The sequence below is a fragment of the Streptomyces nigrescens genome, assembly GCF_027626975.1.
Lineage (GTDB): Bacteria > Actinomycetota > Actinomycetes > Streptomycetales > Streptomycetaceae > Streptomyces > Streptomyces nigrescens.
In genome coordinates, this window is the sequence record NZ_CP114203.1 from 3,128,796 (window position 1) to 3,145,134 (window position 16,339).

Here is a 16,339-nt window from a genome sequence, read left to right on the forward strand (position 1 = left end):
CCCGGCGCGCTGCCCTCCATCCCGAGCCACCGGACCCAGGACTGACACCACCACCATGCTGCGAACCGCCCTGCGCAACGTCCTTGCGCACAAAGCCCGATTGATGATGACCGCGCTCGCGGTCCTGCTCGGCGTCGCCTTCGTCGCCGGCACCCTCATCTTCAGCGACACCGTCGGCTCGGCCGTCAAGAAGGCGTCCGAGAAGAACCTCGACGGGGTGGCCGTCTCCGTCCAGGCCGAGGCCGCCGACAACTCCCCGGACGTCGGCAAGGACGGCAAGCGGACCACCCTTGTCGACGAAAAGCTGGCGGACACCATCCGCGCACTGCCCGGCGTGGAGTCCGTACGCCGCAACGTCAACGGCACGGCCACCGTCGCCGGCCCGGACAATGTGCCGCTCGGCCACGACTGGCAGAACCTCGCCGCCAACTTCCAGCCGGGCAAGGACGGTCACGACCCCCGCTACCCGCTGCTGAAGGGCCGCGGACCGGCCGCCGGCAACGAGATCGCGCTGGACGAGGCGACCGCGAAGGCGTCCGGCCGCAAGATCGGTGACTCCGTGCGGCTCGCCACCGACGGCCCGGTGCTGACGAAGAAGCTGGTCGGCATCGTCTCCACCGACGACCCGCAGGTCACCGCGGGCGGCAGCCTGACGCTCTTCGACACCGCCACCGCGCAGAAGCTGTTCCTGCACCCCGGCCAGTTCGACGAGCTGGTGATCGGTGCCGCGCCCGGCGCCGATCAGCAGGCACTGACCGCCAAGGTCAGCGAGGTGCTGCCCAAGGACCGCGCCACGGCGACCAGTGGCACCGATCTCGCCGCCGAGCAGTCCAAGATGGTCGCCAGTCAGAACGAGGCCCTGAGCCAGACGCTGCTGACCTTCGCCGGGATCGCGCTGTTCGTCGGCGTCTTCATCATCGCCAACACCTTCACCATGCTGATCTCCCAGCGCAGCCGGGAGATCGCCCTGATGCGCGCGATCGGCGCCTCCCGCCGTCAGGTCGTGCGCTCGGTACTCGCGGAGGCGGCCCTGCTGGGCCTGATCTCATCGGCCGTCGGATTCGCGCTGGGCACCGGCCTCGCGGTGGGCCTGCGGGCGGTGCTCGAAGCGAATGGCGCGGGTTTCCCGGACGGACCGGTCGTCATCAGCCCGGCCGCGGTGCTCTCCGCTCTCGGTGTGGGCGTCGTGGTGACGGTACTGGCCGCCTGGCTGCCGTCCCGTAAGGCGGCGAAGATCGCCCCGGTGGAGGCGCTCAACACCGTCGAGGCGCCGCCGGCACTGCGCAGCCTGGTGCTCCGCAACTCCCTCGGCGCGGTCATCACCGGCCTCGGCATCGCGACCATGTGCTACGTCTCCACGCTGAAGGACGCCGACGACCTGCCGATCGCGATGGTGGGCGGAATGCTGACGCTGACCGGCGTCATCATCCTCGCGCCGCTGCTGTCCCGGCCGCTGGTCTCGCTGGCGGGCGTCGTCACCACCCGGCTCTTCGGCATCAGCGGCAAGCTGGCCAAGGAGAACACGCTGCGCAACCCCCGCCGTACGGCGGCGACCGCCTCGGCGCTGATGATCGGCCTCACCCTGATCACCGGTATGACCGTCGTCGGGAACTCGGCCGGGCAGGCCATGGACAAGATGACGGCCCAGGGGCTGAAGGCCGACTACAAGATCGGGGCCACGTCGTCCGGTCTGGACCCCAAGCTGTCGCAGAAGGTGGCGGACGTCCCGGGCGTCGAGGTGGCGGCTCCGCTGCGCAATACGGGCTTCGAGACCCCTGATTCCATCATGAGCCTGATGGGCACCGACCTCAGCAAGATCGGCAAGGTCGCCCAACTGGACTTTACCAGCGGTTCGTTGAAGGGCGCCGGAGGCAACGACATCGCGGTCTCCGAGAAGATGGCCAAGATGAAGGGCTGGCACACCGGCGACACCCTGGACGCCACCTTCTTCGACAAGAAGAAGGCGAAGCTCAAGATCGTCGGAATCTATGCGGACAACCAGCTGCTCGGCGACTCGATCGGCGCCACCTCGCTGGCGGCGCCGCACCAGCTCGTGCCGATGGTCGAGTCCCTGCTGGTGAAGGCCCAGGACGGCCCGTCGGAGGGGCTGGAGAAGCAGATCCGGCACGCCCTCGGCGACAGCCCGCTGCTGAAGGTCCAGGACCACGCCGACCTGCGCAAGGAGAACGCCGCGGACATCGAGATGGTGCTCAACGTCTCCTACGGGCTGCTGGGCATGGCCGTCATCATCGCGGTGGTGGGCGTCGTCAACACCCTCGCCATGTCGGTCTTCGAGCGGACCCGTGAGATCGGGATGCTGCGGGCGATCGGCCTGGCACGCAGCGGTATCAAGCAGATGGTCCGGCTGGAGTCGGTGGTCATCGCGCTGTTCGGCGCGGGCCTGGGCATCGCGGTGGGTGTCTTCTGCTCCTGGGCCGCCGGCAACCTGGTCAGCCAGGGCCTGCCGACCTACGAGCTGCTGCTGCCCTGGGGCCGGCTCGCGCTGTTCGTACTGCTCGCGGCGGCCGTGGGGATGCTGGCCGCGCTGTGGCCGGCCCGCCGGGCGGCCCGGCTGAACATGCTGGAGTCCATCGGCGCACAGTGACCGCGCAGACGAACGAACGGCGGCGCGCCTTCCCTCGGCCGAGGGGAGGCGCGCCGCCGTTGTGGTGGGTGCGGAACCGCCGGGGCTCAGAAGACCGACTCGGCCTCGTCCATCCGCCACTCGGGCACCGTCTTGAGCTCGGTGACCGCCTCGGCGAGCGGCACCATCGTGATGTCGGTGCCGCGCAGCGCGGTCATCCTGCCGAAGTCGCCGCGGTGGGCGGCCTCGACGGCGTGCCAGCCGAAGCGGGTGGCGAGCACCCGGTCGTACGCGGTGGGGGTACCGCCGCGCTGGACATGGCCGAGAATGACCGGGCGGGCCTCCTTGCCGAGGCGCTTCTCCAGCTCGATGGCGAGGTGGTTGCCGATACCGGAGAACCGCTCGTGACCGAACTGGTCGATCGCGCCCTTCTTGTAGTCCATGGTCTCCTCGGCGGGGTGGGCACCCTCCGCGACACAGACGACCGCGAACTTCTTGCCCCGGGCGAACCGCTCCTCGACCATCGTGACCAGGTCGTCGACGTCGAAGGGGCGCTCGGGCAGACAGATGCCGTGGGCGCCGCCGGCCATCCCGGACTCCAGCGCGATCCAGCCGGCGTGCCGTCCCATCACCTCGACGACCATCACCCGCTGGTGCGACTCCGCGGTGGTCTTGAGGCGGTCGATCGCCTCCGTCGCGACGCCGACGGCGGTGTCGAAGCCGAAGGTGCGGTCGGTGGAGGAGATGTCGTTGTCGATGGTCTTGGGGACGCCGACGACCGGCATCCCGGCGTCCGCCAGCATCCGCGCGGCGGTGAGGGTGCCCTCGCCGCCGATCGGGATCAGGACGTCGATGCCGTAGTCCTTGGACATGTCCTTGGACTTCTCACAGGCCTCACGGAGCCGGTTGCGCTCCAGCCGGGACGAGCCGAGGATGGTGCCACCGCGGGCGAGGATGCCGCTGACCGCGTCGAGGTCGAGCTTGCGGAAGCGCCCTTCGAGCAGCCCCTTGAAGCCGTCCTCGAAGCCTATGACCTCGTCGTCGTGCCCGGTGAGGGCACGGTGGACAACAGACCGGATCACAGCATTGAGGCCGGGACAGTCGCCGCCTGCGGTGAGGACTCCGATACGCATCGTGCTGTGTCTCCTGTGCTCGCTGTTGGTTCGTGTGAGCCGGTCCGATTGTTTCACGGGCCGGCCGGCCCTCCCCGCACACAGACCTCACCCCTACTGTCCCCGTACCGGCTCCACAAGGGAAACTGGGAGAGCGGCTTATCCACCGCCGCAGGTATTGTCAAGAGGGGCAAGCCCACGATAACGGCTGATTTTGTCCTTGCGGCCCACGGAATGGATCGGAGAGCACGCGTGACGCGCAGCGTGTACGTGACCGGGATCGACCGCGGCGACGGCCGCCAGGTCGTCGAGCTGGGAGTCATGGAGCTCCTGACCCGCCATGTCGACCGGGTGGGGGTCTTCCGCCCGCTGATGCACAGCGACGGACCCGACCGGCTCTTCGACCTGCTGAGGGCCCGCTACCGGCTCACCCAGTCCGCCGACACCGTCTACGGCCTGAGCTACGACGAGGCGGCCACCCTCCAGGCCGAGCGCGGCACCGATGAGCTGGTCTCCCGGCTCGTCGAGCGCTTTCACGCCGTGGCCAGGGACTATGAGTACGTCCTGGTCCTCGGCTCGGACTTCGCGGCCACCAGCCTCCCGGACGAACTGGCCCTCAACGCCCGGCTCGCCAATGAATTCGGCGCCTCGGTGCTGGCCGTCGTCGGCGGCCAGGGCCAGGAGGCCGAGTCCGTCCGCGCCGAGGCCCGCAACGCCTACCGCGCCTACGACACGCTGGGCTGCGACGTCGTGGCCATGGTCGTCAACCGGGTCGCCCCCCAGCACCGCGAGGCCATCGTCGACCGGCTCTCCGCCCGGCTCCCCGTGCCCTGCTACGCGCTCCCCGAGGACGGCTCGCTCTCCGCGCCGACCGTCGGCCAGATCGTGCACACCCTCGGTGCCGAGGTGCTGCTCGGCGACGACTCGGGGCTCGCCCGGGACGCCCGGGACTTCGTCTTCGGCGGCGCCATGCTGCCGACCTTCCTCAAGGCACTCACCCCCGGCGCTCTCGTGGTGACCCCCGGGGACCGGGCGGACCTGGTCATCGGCTCGCTCGCCGCGCACAGCGCCGGTGCCCCGCCGATCGCCGGTGTGCTGCTCACCCTCGACGAGCGGCCCGGCCCCGACATCATGGCGCTGGCCGCCCGCCTCGCGCCCGGCACCCCGGTGATCTCCGTACCCGGCGGCTCCTTCCCGACCGCGGGCGAGCTGTTCGCGATCGAGGGCAAGCTGAACGCCGCCTCCCCGCGCAAGGCGGAGACCGCCCTCGGCCTCTTCGAGCGGCATGTGGACACCGTGGAGCTCACCAACCGCATCTCCGTCGCCCGCTCCGGCCGGGTCACGCCGATGATGTTCGAGCACGAGCTGATCGAGCGCTCCCGCGCCGGCCGCCGCCGCGTCGTCCTCCCCGAGGGGAGCGAGGAGCGGGTGCTGCGCGCCGCCGACGTCCTGCTGCGCCGCGATGTCTGCGATCTGACGCTGCTGGGCGAGGAGGAGGCGATCCTCAAGCGCGCCGCCGACCTGGCCATCGATCTGGCCGGCGCCCAGATCATCGACCCGCAGACCTCCGAGCTGCGCGAACGGTTCGCCGAGCGGTACGCGCAGCTGCGCGCCCACAAGGGCGTCAGCGTCGAGCTGGCCTTCGACGTGGTCGCGGACGTCTCCTACTTCGGCACGCTGATGGTCCAGGAAGGCCTGGCCGACGGCATGGTCTCCGGTGCGGTGCACTCCACCGCCGCCACCATCCGCCCCGCCTTCGAGGTCATCAAGACCAAGCCGGGCGCCCAGATCGTGTCCTCGGTGTTCTTCATGTGCCTGGCCGACCGGGTGCTGGTCTACGGCGACTGCGCGGTCAACCCGGACCCGAACGCCGAGCAGCTGGCGGACATCGCCATCCAGTCGGCCACCACCGCCGCCCAGTTCGGCGTCGAGCCGCGGATCGCGATGCTGTCGTACTCGACCGGCACCTCCGGCTCCGGCGCGGACGTCGACAAGGTCCGCAAGGCCACCGAGATCGTCCGTGAGCTGCGCCCCGATCTGCTGGTCGAGGGCCCGATCCAGTACGACGCGGCGGTGGACGCGGCGGTCGCGCGCACCAAGCTCCCCGAATCCGATGTCGCGGGCAAGGCCACCGTGCTGATCTTCCCGGACCTGAACACCGGCAACAACACCTACAAGGCCGTGCAGCGCTCGGCCGGTGCGGTCGCCGTCGGTCCGGTCCTGCAGGGTCTGCGCAAGCCGGTCAACGACCTCTCGCGCGGCGCCCTGGTCCAGGACATCGTCAACACCGTGGCCATCACCGCCATCCAGGCCCAGGGTGCCCAGCCCGGCGCCGCACACACCGCCTGACCCAGGCCCCCGCCCGTCTCCCCCACCCCATCGGAAAGCGCTACATGACTGCCACCGCCACCCGCGTTCTCGTCCTCAACTCCGGCTCCTCGTCGGTGAAGTACCAGCTGCTCGACATGAAGCCGGATTCGGCCGGCGGCTCCGCCGCGGGCACCCGTCTCGCCGTGGGACTGGTCGAGCGGATCGGCGAGGAGACCTCGCGCCTGGCCCACACCCCGCTGGCCACCGGCGGCGACAAGCGGGAGACCGAAGGCCCGATAGCCGACCACGAGGCCGCGCTGAAGGCCGTCGCCGCGGAGCTGTCCGCCGACGGTCTCGGCCTCGACTCCCCGCAGCTGGCCGCGATCGGGCACCGGGTGGTGCACGGCGGGCTGAAGTTCACCGCACCGACCGTGATCGACGACGCGGTGCTCAAGGAGATCGAGCGGCTGGTGCCGGTCGCCCCGCTGCACAACCCGGCCAACATCACCGGCATCAGGACCGCCCAGGCCCTGCGCCCCGACCTGCCGCAGGTCGCGGTCTTCGACACCGCCTTCCACACCACGATGCCGGAGCACGCGGCCCGCTACGCCATCGACGTGGCGACCGCCGACGCCCACCGCATCCGCCGCTACGGCTTCCACGGCACCTCGCACGCGTATGTCTCCCGCAAGACCGCCGAGCTGCTGGGCAAGGACCCCTCCGAGGTCAATGTCATCGTGCTCCACCTGGGCAACGGCGCCTCCGCCTCGGCGGTGGCCGGCGGCCGCTGTGTGGACACCTCGATGGGGCTCACCCCGCTGGAGGGCCTGGTCATGGGCACCCGCTCCGGCGACATCGACCCGGCGGTGACCTTCCACCTCAAGCGGGTCGCGGGGATGTCGGAGGACGACGTCGATGTGCTGCTCAACAAGAAGAGCGGTCTGGTCGGGCTGTGCGGCGACAACGACATGCGGGAGATCCGGCGCCGGATCGACGAGGGTGACGAGCGCGCCCGGCTCGCCTTCGACATCTACATCCACCGGCTGAAGAAGTACATCGGGGCCTACACCGCGGTGCTCGGCCGGGTCGACGCGGTGGCGTTCACCGCGGGCGTCGGGGAGAACGCCGCCCCGGTGCGCGCGGCCGCCGTCGCCGGCCTGGAGGAGATGGGTCTGGCCGTGGACGCCGACCTCAACGCCGTGCGGTCCGGCGAGCCCCGGCTGATCTCGCCCGAGTACTCCCGGGTCGCGGTCGCCGTCGTACCGACCGACGAGGAACTGGAGATTGCCCAGCAGACATACGCCCTGGTCAACGCCTAGACATTGGTGTTTCCACCTACCGGAATATTCCGCTCTGAAACAAACCGATAGGATTCCGCCATGCGCCGTTCCAAAATCGTCTGCACCCTGGGCCCCGCCGTCGACTCCTACGACCAGCTGAAGACGCTGATCGAGGCCGGTATGAACGTGGCCCGTTTCAATATGAGCCACGGGACCCAGCCGGAGCACGAGGAGCGGTACCACCGCCTCCGCAAGGCCTCCGAGGAGACCGGCCGCGCCGTCGGTGTGCTGGCCGACCTCCAGGGCCCCAAGATCCGCCTGGAGACCTTCGCCGACGGCCCCGTGGAGCTGGTGCGGGGCGACGAGTTCGTCATCACCACCGAGGACGTCCCCGGTGACCGGACCATCTGCGGGACGACCTACAAGGGCCTGCCCGGCGATGTGTCCAAGGGCGACCCGGTCCTGATCAACGACGGCAATGTCGCCCTCCAGGTCGTCGAGGTCGACGGCCCGCGCGTGCGGACCATCGTCATCGAGGGCGGGGTCATCTCCGACCACAAGGGCATCAACCTGCCCGGCGCCGCGGTGAACGTCCCCGCGCTGTCCGGGAAGGACATCGAGGACCTCAAGTTCGCCCTGCGGATGGGCTGCGACATGGTCGCGCTGTCCTTCGTGCGGGACGCCAAGGACGTCCAGGACGTGCACCGCGTCATGGACGAGGTGGGCCGCCGGGTCCCGGTCATCGCCAAGGTCGAGAAGCCGCAGGCGGTCGCCAACATGCAGGAGGTCGTGATGGCCTTCGACGCCGTCATGGTCGCCCGTGGTGACCTGGCGGTGGAGTACCCGCTGGAGAAGGTCCCGATGGTGCAGAAGCGCCTGGTGGAGCTGTGCCGCAGGAACGCCAAGCCGGTGATCGTCGCGACCCAGATGATGGAGTCGATGATCACCAACTCCCGCCCGACCCGCGCCGAGGCGTCCGACGTCGCCAACGCCATCCTCGACGGCGCCGACGCGGTCATGCTCTCCGCCGAGTCGTCGGTGGGCCAGTACCCGATCGAGACCGTCAAGACGATGTCGAAGATCGTCGAGGCGGCCGAGGAGGAGCTGCTCTCCAAGGGCCTGCAGCCGCTGGTGCCCGGCAAGAAGCCGCGGACGCAGGGCGGTGCGGTGGCCCGTGCGGCCTGCGAGATGGCCGACTTCCTCAACGGCAAGGCGCTGGTGGCCTTCACCAAGTCCGGTGACACCGCCCGCCGGCTCTCCCGCTACCGCGCGGCCCAGCCGATCCTGGCCTTCACCACCGAGGCGTCCACCCGCAACCAGCTCACGCTGAGCTGGGGCGTCGACGCCTTCATCGTGCCGCACGCCGACAACACCGACGCGATGGTCGACCTGGTCGACGCCGAGCTGCTCAAGCTCAAGCGCTACAGCAAGGGCGACACCATGCTCATCACCGCCGGTTCGCCCCCCGGCGTCCCCGGCACCACCAACATGGTCCGGGTGCACCACCTCGGCGGCGAGCAGGTCTGACGCACCGGCGCACGAAAAGGCGGTGGGCCGCCCCTGTGGGGGTGGCCCACCGCCTTTTCTGCGGCTCCCGAACGGGCCGGTGGCCCGGGGCATTCCTCAGGTCATGAACTGGTGCAGACCCGGGACGTGGAGGTTGCCGCCGAACTGGCCCGCCTGGTCGATCTTCACCTTGGTGAAGTAGGCGAACGGGACATTGAGCGGCGGCGGGTGCTCGGGGTCGAAGACGATCGGGATCAACCCGAAGAGGTTGCCCTGCAGCCGCTCGGTGTACATCGTCACCTTGCCGCCGCGGATCGTGGACGTGGACCCCTGGGACGCCTGTACGTGGTACTTCTTGCCGGACGCCCGGTCGTCGACGGTCTGGTGCAGATCACCGATGTCGACGCTGTCCGCGGTGAACTTCAGGGCCTGCTTGGTGTGGCCGTTCTGGGTTTTGACATTGACGACGCCCTCGTAGTTCAGACCGCGCAGGGTGAGCGCGCTGGACTCCAGGTGCCAGGGGTCGTCGGGCAGGGTGACGGGCGTCTGCTCGTCCTCGCCCTTCTGCTTGTTCTCGACGACGCAGGGGTACGCCTTCTTGCCGTCGGCGTCCTTGCCGTCGACGCCACCGCCGGGCAGGGCGTTGTCCGCCGCGCCCACCGCGCCGTGGACGGTGTCGTTGACCGTCTTCGACCCGTTCTTGACGGTGTCACCGGCCTTGTCGGCGCCGTCCTTGAGGCCGTCGACGGTGTCCGTGACCGGCTTCGTGGCCTTGTCGGCCGCGGAGCCGGCGTCCTTCGACGCGGACGCCGAGGGGCTCGGGGAGGCCGTCCCGGACGCGGAGGGGCTCGGCGAGGCGGCCGCCTCCTCGTCCTTGTCGTCCCCGCCCAGGAGACCGCCGAGCGCATCACCGATGCCGCCCAGCAGGCCCCCGTCGTCCTCCTTCTCCTCGGAGGGAGACGGCGACGGGGTCGCGGAGCCCGAGGGCTCGTCGGTCTCCGCGGAGCCGGACGGTTCGGGCTCGGGCGTCTTGTCCGTGTCCTTGCCGGCCGAGGGGGAGGGCGAGGCGGAGGGCTCGTCCGACGGCTTGGCGTCGTCCTTCCCGTCCTTCGCGCCGTCCTTGGACGCGCCGTCCTTCTGCTCCACCTTGTCCGGAGCAGTGACGCACGGGCCGTCCTTGAAGGGGCTCTTGGGCGCCGGCTTGGCTATCGCCATCTGGGGCGTCAGCCCCATCCCCATGAGCACGGCGGACGGCATGGCGGCGATGGCTATCGCCTTGCCCGCGGGCACATGGAACCGAGTCAGCAGCGGCTTCTTGGGCGCCGCGTGCCTCGGCCCGGTTCTCGCCCCGGTAGCTGCGTTCTCCTCGTGCAGCTCATCACCCGGCACGGTGCCTCCTGTTGGTTCCGTTGGTCGGGCTCGTTCCTGACAGGTCGTCCAGTCCATTGCCCGACCCGGGACCGGCGGCAGGCGCCGGGTGCGTGGCGACCACCGGTCCGGCGACCGTGTGACGGGCCGGCTCCTCGGTGTCGTTCCCGCCCTGAGAGGTCCTGCCCGGCGCCCAGGAGACACCGAGCGCACCGCCGATCAGCCCCAGAAGGAAGCCGATCAGGAAGGCGCCGAAGTTCGAGACGACCAGGGAGACCAGGGAGAGCAGAATCGCCGCCACACCCGCGAAGACACGCGAGGCGGGCTGGAACCACATGGTCAGACCGAGCACGACCAGCAGTACGCCGATGATCAGCGAGCCGGCGCCGGCGGTGGTCGCCATGCGGACGGTCAGGGAACCGATCGTGAGATTCGCGTAAGGGATGTACATGATCGGGATGCCGGCCAGCAGAGTCAGCAATCCGCCCCAGAACGGGCGGTGTCCGCGCCACTCCCGGAACGAAATCCGCTTCCGGCCGATGGTCTCGATCAGCCGTGGTCGCGTTTCGGCGCTCATGTCGTACAGCTCCTCGGGACTGGCAAATCGGTGGTTCTGTGCTGGGTGTCCTACTGAGCGCTACCCGCGTACGGGCACGGGGAACGGCAACTGCCGTACAGCTCGCCCCGCGCCCGCACGCCTAGTGCGTCAGAAGCACTCGCTCTTGCCCTTGGCGACGCTCATCTTGAGGCCGCTGAGCTTGAACGTGCCGGCCGTCGTGGCCCAGGCAGTCTGCTTGACGTGGGTCAGCGTGGCCGAGTCGGCCTGCTGGGCGAACGAGCCCGGGTCGGCCTTGTCGCCCTTGTGCATGCCCGGACCCTTGGTCGTCGAGCCTGCAGCAACACCGATGTCGATGTTGTTGAAGGTCGCGTCCGCGTCCAGCTGGTCGAGGTCGATGTAGAGGTTCTTCGCCTCGACAGGCGTGGCACCGCCACCGGCCGACAGCTTCATCGACACATCGCCGAAGACCGGGACCGGAACAACTACCGACTGGCACAGGTTCTTGATCTTGGCGTTCGAGAACCCCGAGACCGCCACCGGGACCTGCTTGCCGCCCTTCTGGGCGTCAATGGCTCCGTACTGAACAAAGCCGGTGCCGTCCAGCCGGTCCGTAGTGACCTTGAACTGCTGACCGGACACACTGAACGATGCCGCGAGCGCACCCTGCGAAAGGGCGACGCCGATCGCGGCGGTCGCCGCGACGCTGGGCACCATGACGACGGCGAACCGCTTCCATCTGGTCCCGCCACGAGCCAGGGACTCCATGACTTTCCTCCTTCTCGGACGTACATCTCCGGTACCGGCCGCCCGAGTTGGGAGCGGTACCTGGGATGGGAGAAGTGCTACGTCCTCGGGAAGGAGAGCGCCTGTTCTCGGAGGCACATCGTGTTCCGAATACCGGCGATCACCCCCGAGCGACAACCACTGGCCACGCTCTCGCGCAACCTCCTGGACAGGCCCTGCCGGGTGGGGCAGAGACCCCCCTGTCCACGGCCGGCGCCACTGCCGCCGACCACTCGGTGGGGACCCAAGTGCCCCGCCGCACCGACCGGATGCCGGGCTGCGGGAATGGACCGAGCGTGGCCGATCGTGGTCCATTCACGGCCGCCGCACAAGGGGCTCGTTACTTGCGGGTAACGGCCCGATAAACACGCCACGACACGGCGAAATCAACTGGACACACACCGTCGCCGTTAACAGCGAGGGGACATGAGGCAATTGCGGACACAGTGCCGCAAGAGGGTCGCCAAGACTTACTTGAAGTAACAGCGGCCACGTTTACCAAGTTTTGGTAAAACGTGGCCGCTGCTCCGTTTGTTTGGTCAACTCGCGGAGGCCGTACTGGTCAGAAGCGGGCGAGTCAGAAGACAGCGGGTCAGAACAGCACCCGGGCAAGCGCCGTACGGGCCGCCGTCACCCGCGGATCGTCCGCGCCGATGACCTCGAAGAGCTCCAGCAGCCGCACCCGCGCGGCCTCCCGGTCGTCCCCCGCGGTCCGCTTCACCGCGTCGACCAGCCGCCCGAAGGCGTCCTCGACATGGCCGCCGACCAGGTCGAGGTCCGCGGCACGGATCTGCGCCGGCACATCGGCCGGGTTCTCCGCGGCCTCCTTGCGCACCGCCTGCGGATCCAGGTCCTGCACCCGGCGCAGGAGTTCGGCCTGCGCCAGACCGAGCTTGGCCTCCGGGTTGCCGGGGTCGTCGGAGAGCACGTTCTTGTAGGCCTGGACGGCACCGCCCAGGTCGCCGGAGTCCAGCGCCTGGTTCGCGGCCTCCAGCAGGGCGTCATAGGGACCGGCCGGAACCTCGGCCTCGGCCTCCGCCGGCTCGCCCGCGGCCTGCGGGTCGACGGGCGCCCCCACGATGCCGAACTGCTGCTCGGCGGCCTGCACCAGCTGGTCGAGCACATCGCGGATCTGCGACTCGGGGGCCGCGCCCTGGAACAGCGGGATCGGCTGGCCCGCCACCACCGCGAAGACCGCCGGGATGCCCTGCACCCCGAACTGCTGGAACAGCATCTGGTTGGCATCGACGTCGATCTTGGCCAGCACGAACTTGCCGGCGTACTCCCCCGCGAGACGCTCCAGCAGCGGACCGAGCTGCTTGCACGGCTCGCACCACTCGGCCCAGAAGTCGATGACAACCGGAACCTCGGTGGAGCGCTGCAGGACGTCCTGCTGGAACCCCGCCTCGTCGACGTCGAACACCAGGCGGGCACCGCTCGTCGGCGCCCGGCCCGTACGGGCGGCCTCGGCGCGTGCCTGCTCCGCCTTCTGCTTCGCTTCCCCGGCCGCCTTCACCGCTGCGAGGTCGACGACTCCACTCATGGACATATTGCGTGGCTGCATGGGTCCATCCTCCCCCCTGGGCGGCCCGTTCCGAAAAGCGATCCGGAAAGCGGTGCGGTCGGCGATCTGATCGGTACTGCGGTCGGTGGTGCGGAAGGCGGCTCCGGCGGCGCAACCGGGCCTTTCGCCGGGCACCGCACCCCGTCCGCACACCCCGCCGGAATGCCGGTGTACGTCCGGGACCGCTGCCCCTCCGGTCCCGAGGAGGACCGTCGTTCAGCCCCGAGGAGGGCCGTCGTGCGCGGCCATGGGTCCCCACCCACGGCCAGTGGTTATCGCTCTTACGCTACGACCCGTAGCGTAACTCCCCGCCACCCCCGCGCAACCACCAGTTCCGGCCCCACGCCGAGTGATCTCCCTCACGGAGGGCGCCGTCCGGCCTCGTACTGGCCGGTATGGTCGCCCGCATGCACCACTCCGCCAGCCCCCGCAAGGGCCGCACGGGCCGCCCCCGCAGCGCCGAGACCGACCAGGCGATCCTCTGCGCGACCCGTGCGGCGCTCGTCGACCTGGGCTGGGGGCGGCTCACCATGAGCGATGTGGCGGCCCGCGCCGGCGTGGCCAAGACGACGCTCTACCGCCGCTGGGCCAACAAGAACGAGCTCGTCGTGGACGCCGTGGCGGTCCTTTTCGACGAGCTCGAACTCCCCGACCGGGGCTCTTTGCGGTCCGACATCGAGGGCGTGGTGCTGCAGTTCGGCGCACTGCTGGCCCGGCCGGAGACCAAGACGGCGCTGATGGCCGTGGTCGCCGAGTCCACCACCGACGAAGCGCTGCGCGAGCGGATCCGCTCGGCGATCGTCGACCGCCAGAAGCGGCTGGTCCTGCTCGGCCGTTCGCGCGCCCAGACCCGCGGCGAACTGCCCCCGGACACCCCCGGCGAGGAGGGCGAACGGGCGGCCACCCGCAACATGGACCTGATCTTCGATGTGATCGCCGGTGCGATCGTGCACCGCACCCTGGTCAGCGGCGAGCCCGTGGACGCCGCGTGGGGGCGCGACTTCACGGCCCTCTTCCTCACCGGTCTGGGCGGTCTGGGCGAGCACGACTGAGGCCGGGCGCCCCGCCGCGGTGCGGCGGCGGACACCCGGCCCCGGTGCCGGTCAGACCTGGTAGCGGTCCACCGCGAAGAGGTGCAGGTGCTCCGCCACCCACTCCGACGTCCGCTTCAGGCCCTGCTCCAGCGAGACCTCGGGCCGCCACGAAGCCCACTCGCGCGCCCGGGAGTTGTCCGACAGCAGCCGCTCGACCTCGCTGCCGGCCGGCCGCAGCCGCTCGGCGTCCACCACCACCTCGGCCTCCCGGCCCGACGCCGCGATCAGCGCCTCGGCGAGCGCACCGATCGCGATCTCCCGGCCGGTGCCGAGATTGACGACCTCGCCCAGCGCCCGGTCGCAGTCGGCCATCGCCAGGAACCCGGCCGCGGTGTCCGTGACGTAGGTGAAGTCGCGGGTCGGGGTGAGCGAGCCGAGCTTGATCTGCCGGGCGCCGGCGTGGAGTTGGGCCAATATCGTGGGGATCACGGCCCGCGCAGACTGCCGCGGCCCGTAGGTGTTGAACGGCCGCACCACGGTCACCGGCAGCCCGAAGGCGTGCCGGTGCGACAGCGCCATCATGTCCGCGCCGATCTTCGAGGCGGAGTACGGCGACTGCGGCTGCAGCGGGTGGTCCTCGCCGATCGGCGCGGTCAGCGCCGTCCCGTAGACCTCGCTGGTGGACGTGTGCACCAGCCGGCGCACCGCATGGCGCCGGCAGGCCTCCGCGACGTTCTCCGTCCCCACCACGTTCGTCTGCACATACGCGCCCGGGGAGTCGTAGCTGTACGGAATGCCGATCAGCGCGGCCAGATGGAAGACGGTGTCGCAGTCCGCGACCGCGTCCATCACCCGGCCCGCGTCGCGGACATCGCCCGCGATCATCTCGACCGGACCGCCCGGCACGAGATAGCGCGCCAGATTTCCCTTTTCGGCGTACGGCTTGTAATGGACGAAGGCGCGCACCTCGGCGCCGGCCTCCACCAGCATGTCGACCAGGGTCGAGCCGATGAACCCCTCGGCCCCGGTCACCAGGACCTTGCGGCCCGTCCACTGCTGCGTCGTGCTGTTCATGCTGTCTCCTTCAGGGTGAGGGGGTGTGCGGTCTGCGGGTGGCCGGCCAGCGCCAGCACCTTGGCGGCCAGCAGGTCGGCGGCCTGCGCATGGGTGCCGGGGTCGGCGGCCGCGCCCATCGCGGCGAGCCGGCCGGGATCGTCGAGAAGCGGGGTGACCAGCGCGTCCAGCCGCTCGTCCGAGGTCTCCGGGTCGGGCAGCAGCAGCGCCGCCCCCGCGTCGGAGAGCACCCGCGCGTTATGGGTCTGGTGGTCGCCCGGCGCATGCGGATACGGGACGAGGACGGCCGGCATCCCGATCGTGGCCAGCTCCGCCACGGTCGCCGAACCGGCCCGGCACACCACGAGATCGGCGGCGGCATAGGCCAGATCCATCCGGTCGAGGTACGGGACGGCCTCGGCGACCGCGTCCCCGCCGTTGGCCGCCAGCCGGGCCCGGGTCTCCTCCAGGGCCGTGGGCCCGGTCTTGATCAGCAGCCGGAGATCCTTACGCGACCGGTAGCGGCCGGCCAGCCCGACCGCCGCCTCGGTCAGCCGGGCCGCGCCCAGGCTCCCGCCGTTGAACAGCAGCAGCCGCGCGTCGTCCGGGACGCCGAACGCCTGGCGGGCGGTGGGCCGCAGCCCCGTGCGGTCCAGTTGGGCCAGCGGGCCGACCAGCGGCATCCCGACCGTCTCGGCCCGTTCGCCGCCCGCCAGATGCTCCCGGCTGCGGTCGAAGGCGAGGGCGAGATGCGGGGTGAGCCGGGCCGCGAACTTGTTGGCCCGGCCGGGCACCGCGTTGGACTCATGGATCAGGCTCGGCAGCCCGGCCAGCCGTGCCCCGACGATCACCGGGGCGCTCGGATAGCCGCCCATACCGACCGCGACCTGGGCGTTCTGTTCCTTGAGGAGCGCCCGGCACTGGCCGCCCGAGCGCAGCAGCGCGGCCGGCAGCAGATAGCGTCGGGCGCCGAGTGCGGGATCGAAGGGGATCATGTCAACGGTGTGCAGCCGGTATCCGGCCTGCGGGATCAGCCGCGTCTCCAGTCCGCGTTCGGTCCCGACGAAGGAGATCACCGCCTCGGGCACGGCCCGGCGGAGCGCGTCGGCAAGAGCGAGACCGGGATAGATATGGCCGCCGGTGCCGCCCGCACCGATCACGACAGAGAGTGGTGTGCGCATGGCCG

General features: G+C 70.3%; 12 protein-coding genes. 5 read left to right on the top strand and 7 right to left on the bottom strand.

The window, feature by feature from the left end; genetic code table 11:
- Positions 1-55 precede the first annotated feature (55 nt).
- Positions 56-2,605, top strand: a complete 2,550-nt coding sequence (locus STRNI_RS13975) for an ABC transporter permease (protein WP_159486125.1) — start codon at positions 56-58, stop codon at positions 2,603-2,605.
- A gap of 86 nt (positions 2,606-2,691) precedes the next feature.
- On the opposite strand, the gene STRNI_RS13980 is transcribed toward STRNI_RS13975, so the two are convergent.
- Complete coding sequence (locus STRNI_RS13980) at positions 2,692-3,717, bottom strand: ATP-dependent 6-phosphofructokinase (RefSeq protein WP_018087331.1); 1,026 nt, start codon at positions 3,715-3,717, stop codon at positions 2,692-2,694.
- A 231-nt stretch (positions 3,718-3,948) separates the two neighbouring features.
- Here STRNI_RS13980 and pta point away from each other — a divergent pair, with 231 nt between their 5' ends.
- The 3 genes from pta to pyk are packed head-to-tail and all read left to right on the top strand — an operon-like array spanning position 3,949 to position 8,813.
- Entirely contained in the window at positions 3,949-6,045 is a 2,097-nt protein-coding gene (gene pta, locus STRNI_RS13985) for a phosphate acetyltransferase (RefSeq protein ID WP_159486127.1), read from the top strand.
- 44 nt (positions 6,046-6,089) lie between these two features.
- Positions 6,090-7,325: an acetate kinase gene (locus STRNI_RS13990; protein WP_277411350.1), complete on the top strand. Its 1,236-nt coding sequence runs from the start codon at positions 6,090-6,092 to the stop codon at positions 7,323-7,325.
- A 60-nt stretch (positions 7,326-7,385) separates the two neighbouring features.
- Positions 7,386-8,813, top strand: a complete 1,428-nt coding sequence (pyk, locus tag STRNI_RS13995) for a pyruvate kinase (RefSeq protein WP_018087334.1) — start codon at positions 7,386-7,388, stop codon at positions 8,811-8,813.
- A 96-nt stretch (positions 8,814-8,909) separates the two neighbouring features.
- Here pyk and STRNI_RS14000 read toward each other — a convergent pair whose 3' ends face one another.
- From STRNI_RS14000 to STRNI_RS14015, 4 genes are all read right to left on the bottom strand, one after another.
- Positions 8,910-10,181, bottom strand: coding sequence for a hypothetical protein (locus STRNI_RS14000; RefSeq protein WP_277411351.1), 1,272 nt, complete (start codon positions 10,179-10,181; stop codon positions 8,910-8,912).
- Complete coding sequence (locus STRNI_RS14005) at positions 10,171-10,737, bottom strand: DUF6114 domain-containing protein (protein ID WP_018087336.1); 567 nt, start codon at positions 10,735-10,737, stop codon at positions 10,171-10,173. The genes STRNI_RS14000 and STRNI_RS14005 overlap by 11 nt, the downstream gene beginning before the upstream one ends.
- Positions 10,738-10,866: 129 nt before the next feature.
- Positions 10,867-11,484, bottom strand: coding sequence for a DUF6230 family protein (locus tag STRNI_RS14010; protein ID WP_018087337.1), 618 nt, complete (start codon positions 11,482-11,484; stop codon positions 10,867-10,869).
- A 610-nt stretch (positions 11,485-12,094) separates the two neighbouring features.
- Complete coding sequence (locus STRNI_RS14015) at positions 12,095-13,066, bottom strand: tetratricopeptide repeat protein (RefSeq protein WP_026169230.1); 972 nt, start codon at positions 13,064-13,066, stop codon at positions 12,095-12,097.
- A gap of 407 nt (positions 13,067-13,473) precedes the next feature.
- Here STRNI_RS14015 and STRNI_RS14020 point away from each other — a divergent pair, with 407 nt between their 5' ends.
- The gene (locus STRNI_RS14020) at positions 13,474-14,118 is read left to right on the top strand and encodes a TetR/AcrR family transcriptional regulator (protein ID WP_167540512.1); all 645 of its coding nucleotides are present in this window, start codon (positions 13,474-13,476) and stop codon (positions 14,116-14,118) included.
- 51 nt (positions 14,119-14,169) lie between these two features.
- Here the strand turns inward: STRNI_RS14020 and STRNI_RS14025 are convergent, their stop codons facing one another.
- Together STRNI_RS14025 and STRNI_RS14030 are read right to left on the bottom strand one after the other, a co-directional pair.
- Positions 14,170-15,174, bottom strand: coding sequence for a GDP-mannose 4,6-dehydratase (locus STRNI_RS14025; RefSeq protein ID WP_159486133.1), 1,005 nt, complete (start codon positions 15,172-15,174; stop codon positions 14,170-14,172).
- Complete coding sequence (locus STRNI_RS14030; RefSeq protein ID WP_266444668.1) at positions 15,171-16,334, bottom strand: UDP-N-acetylglucosamine--N-acetylmuramyl-(pentapeptide) pyrophosphoryl-undecaprenol N-acetylglucosamine transferase; 1,164 nt, start codon at positions 16,332-16,334, stop codon at positions 15,171-15,173. The genes STRNI_RS14025 and STRNI_RS14030 overlap by 4 nt, the downstream gene beginning before the upstream one ends.
- Between the last annotated feature and the right edge of the window lie 5 nt (positions 16,335-16,339).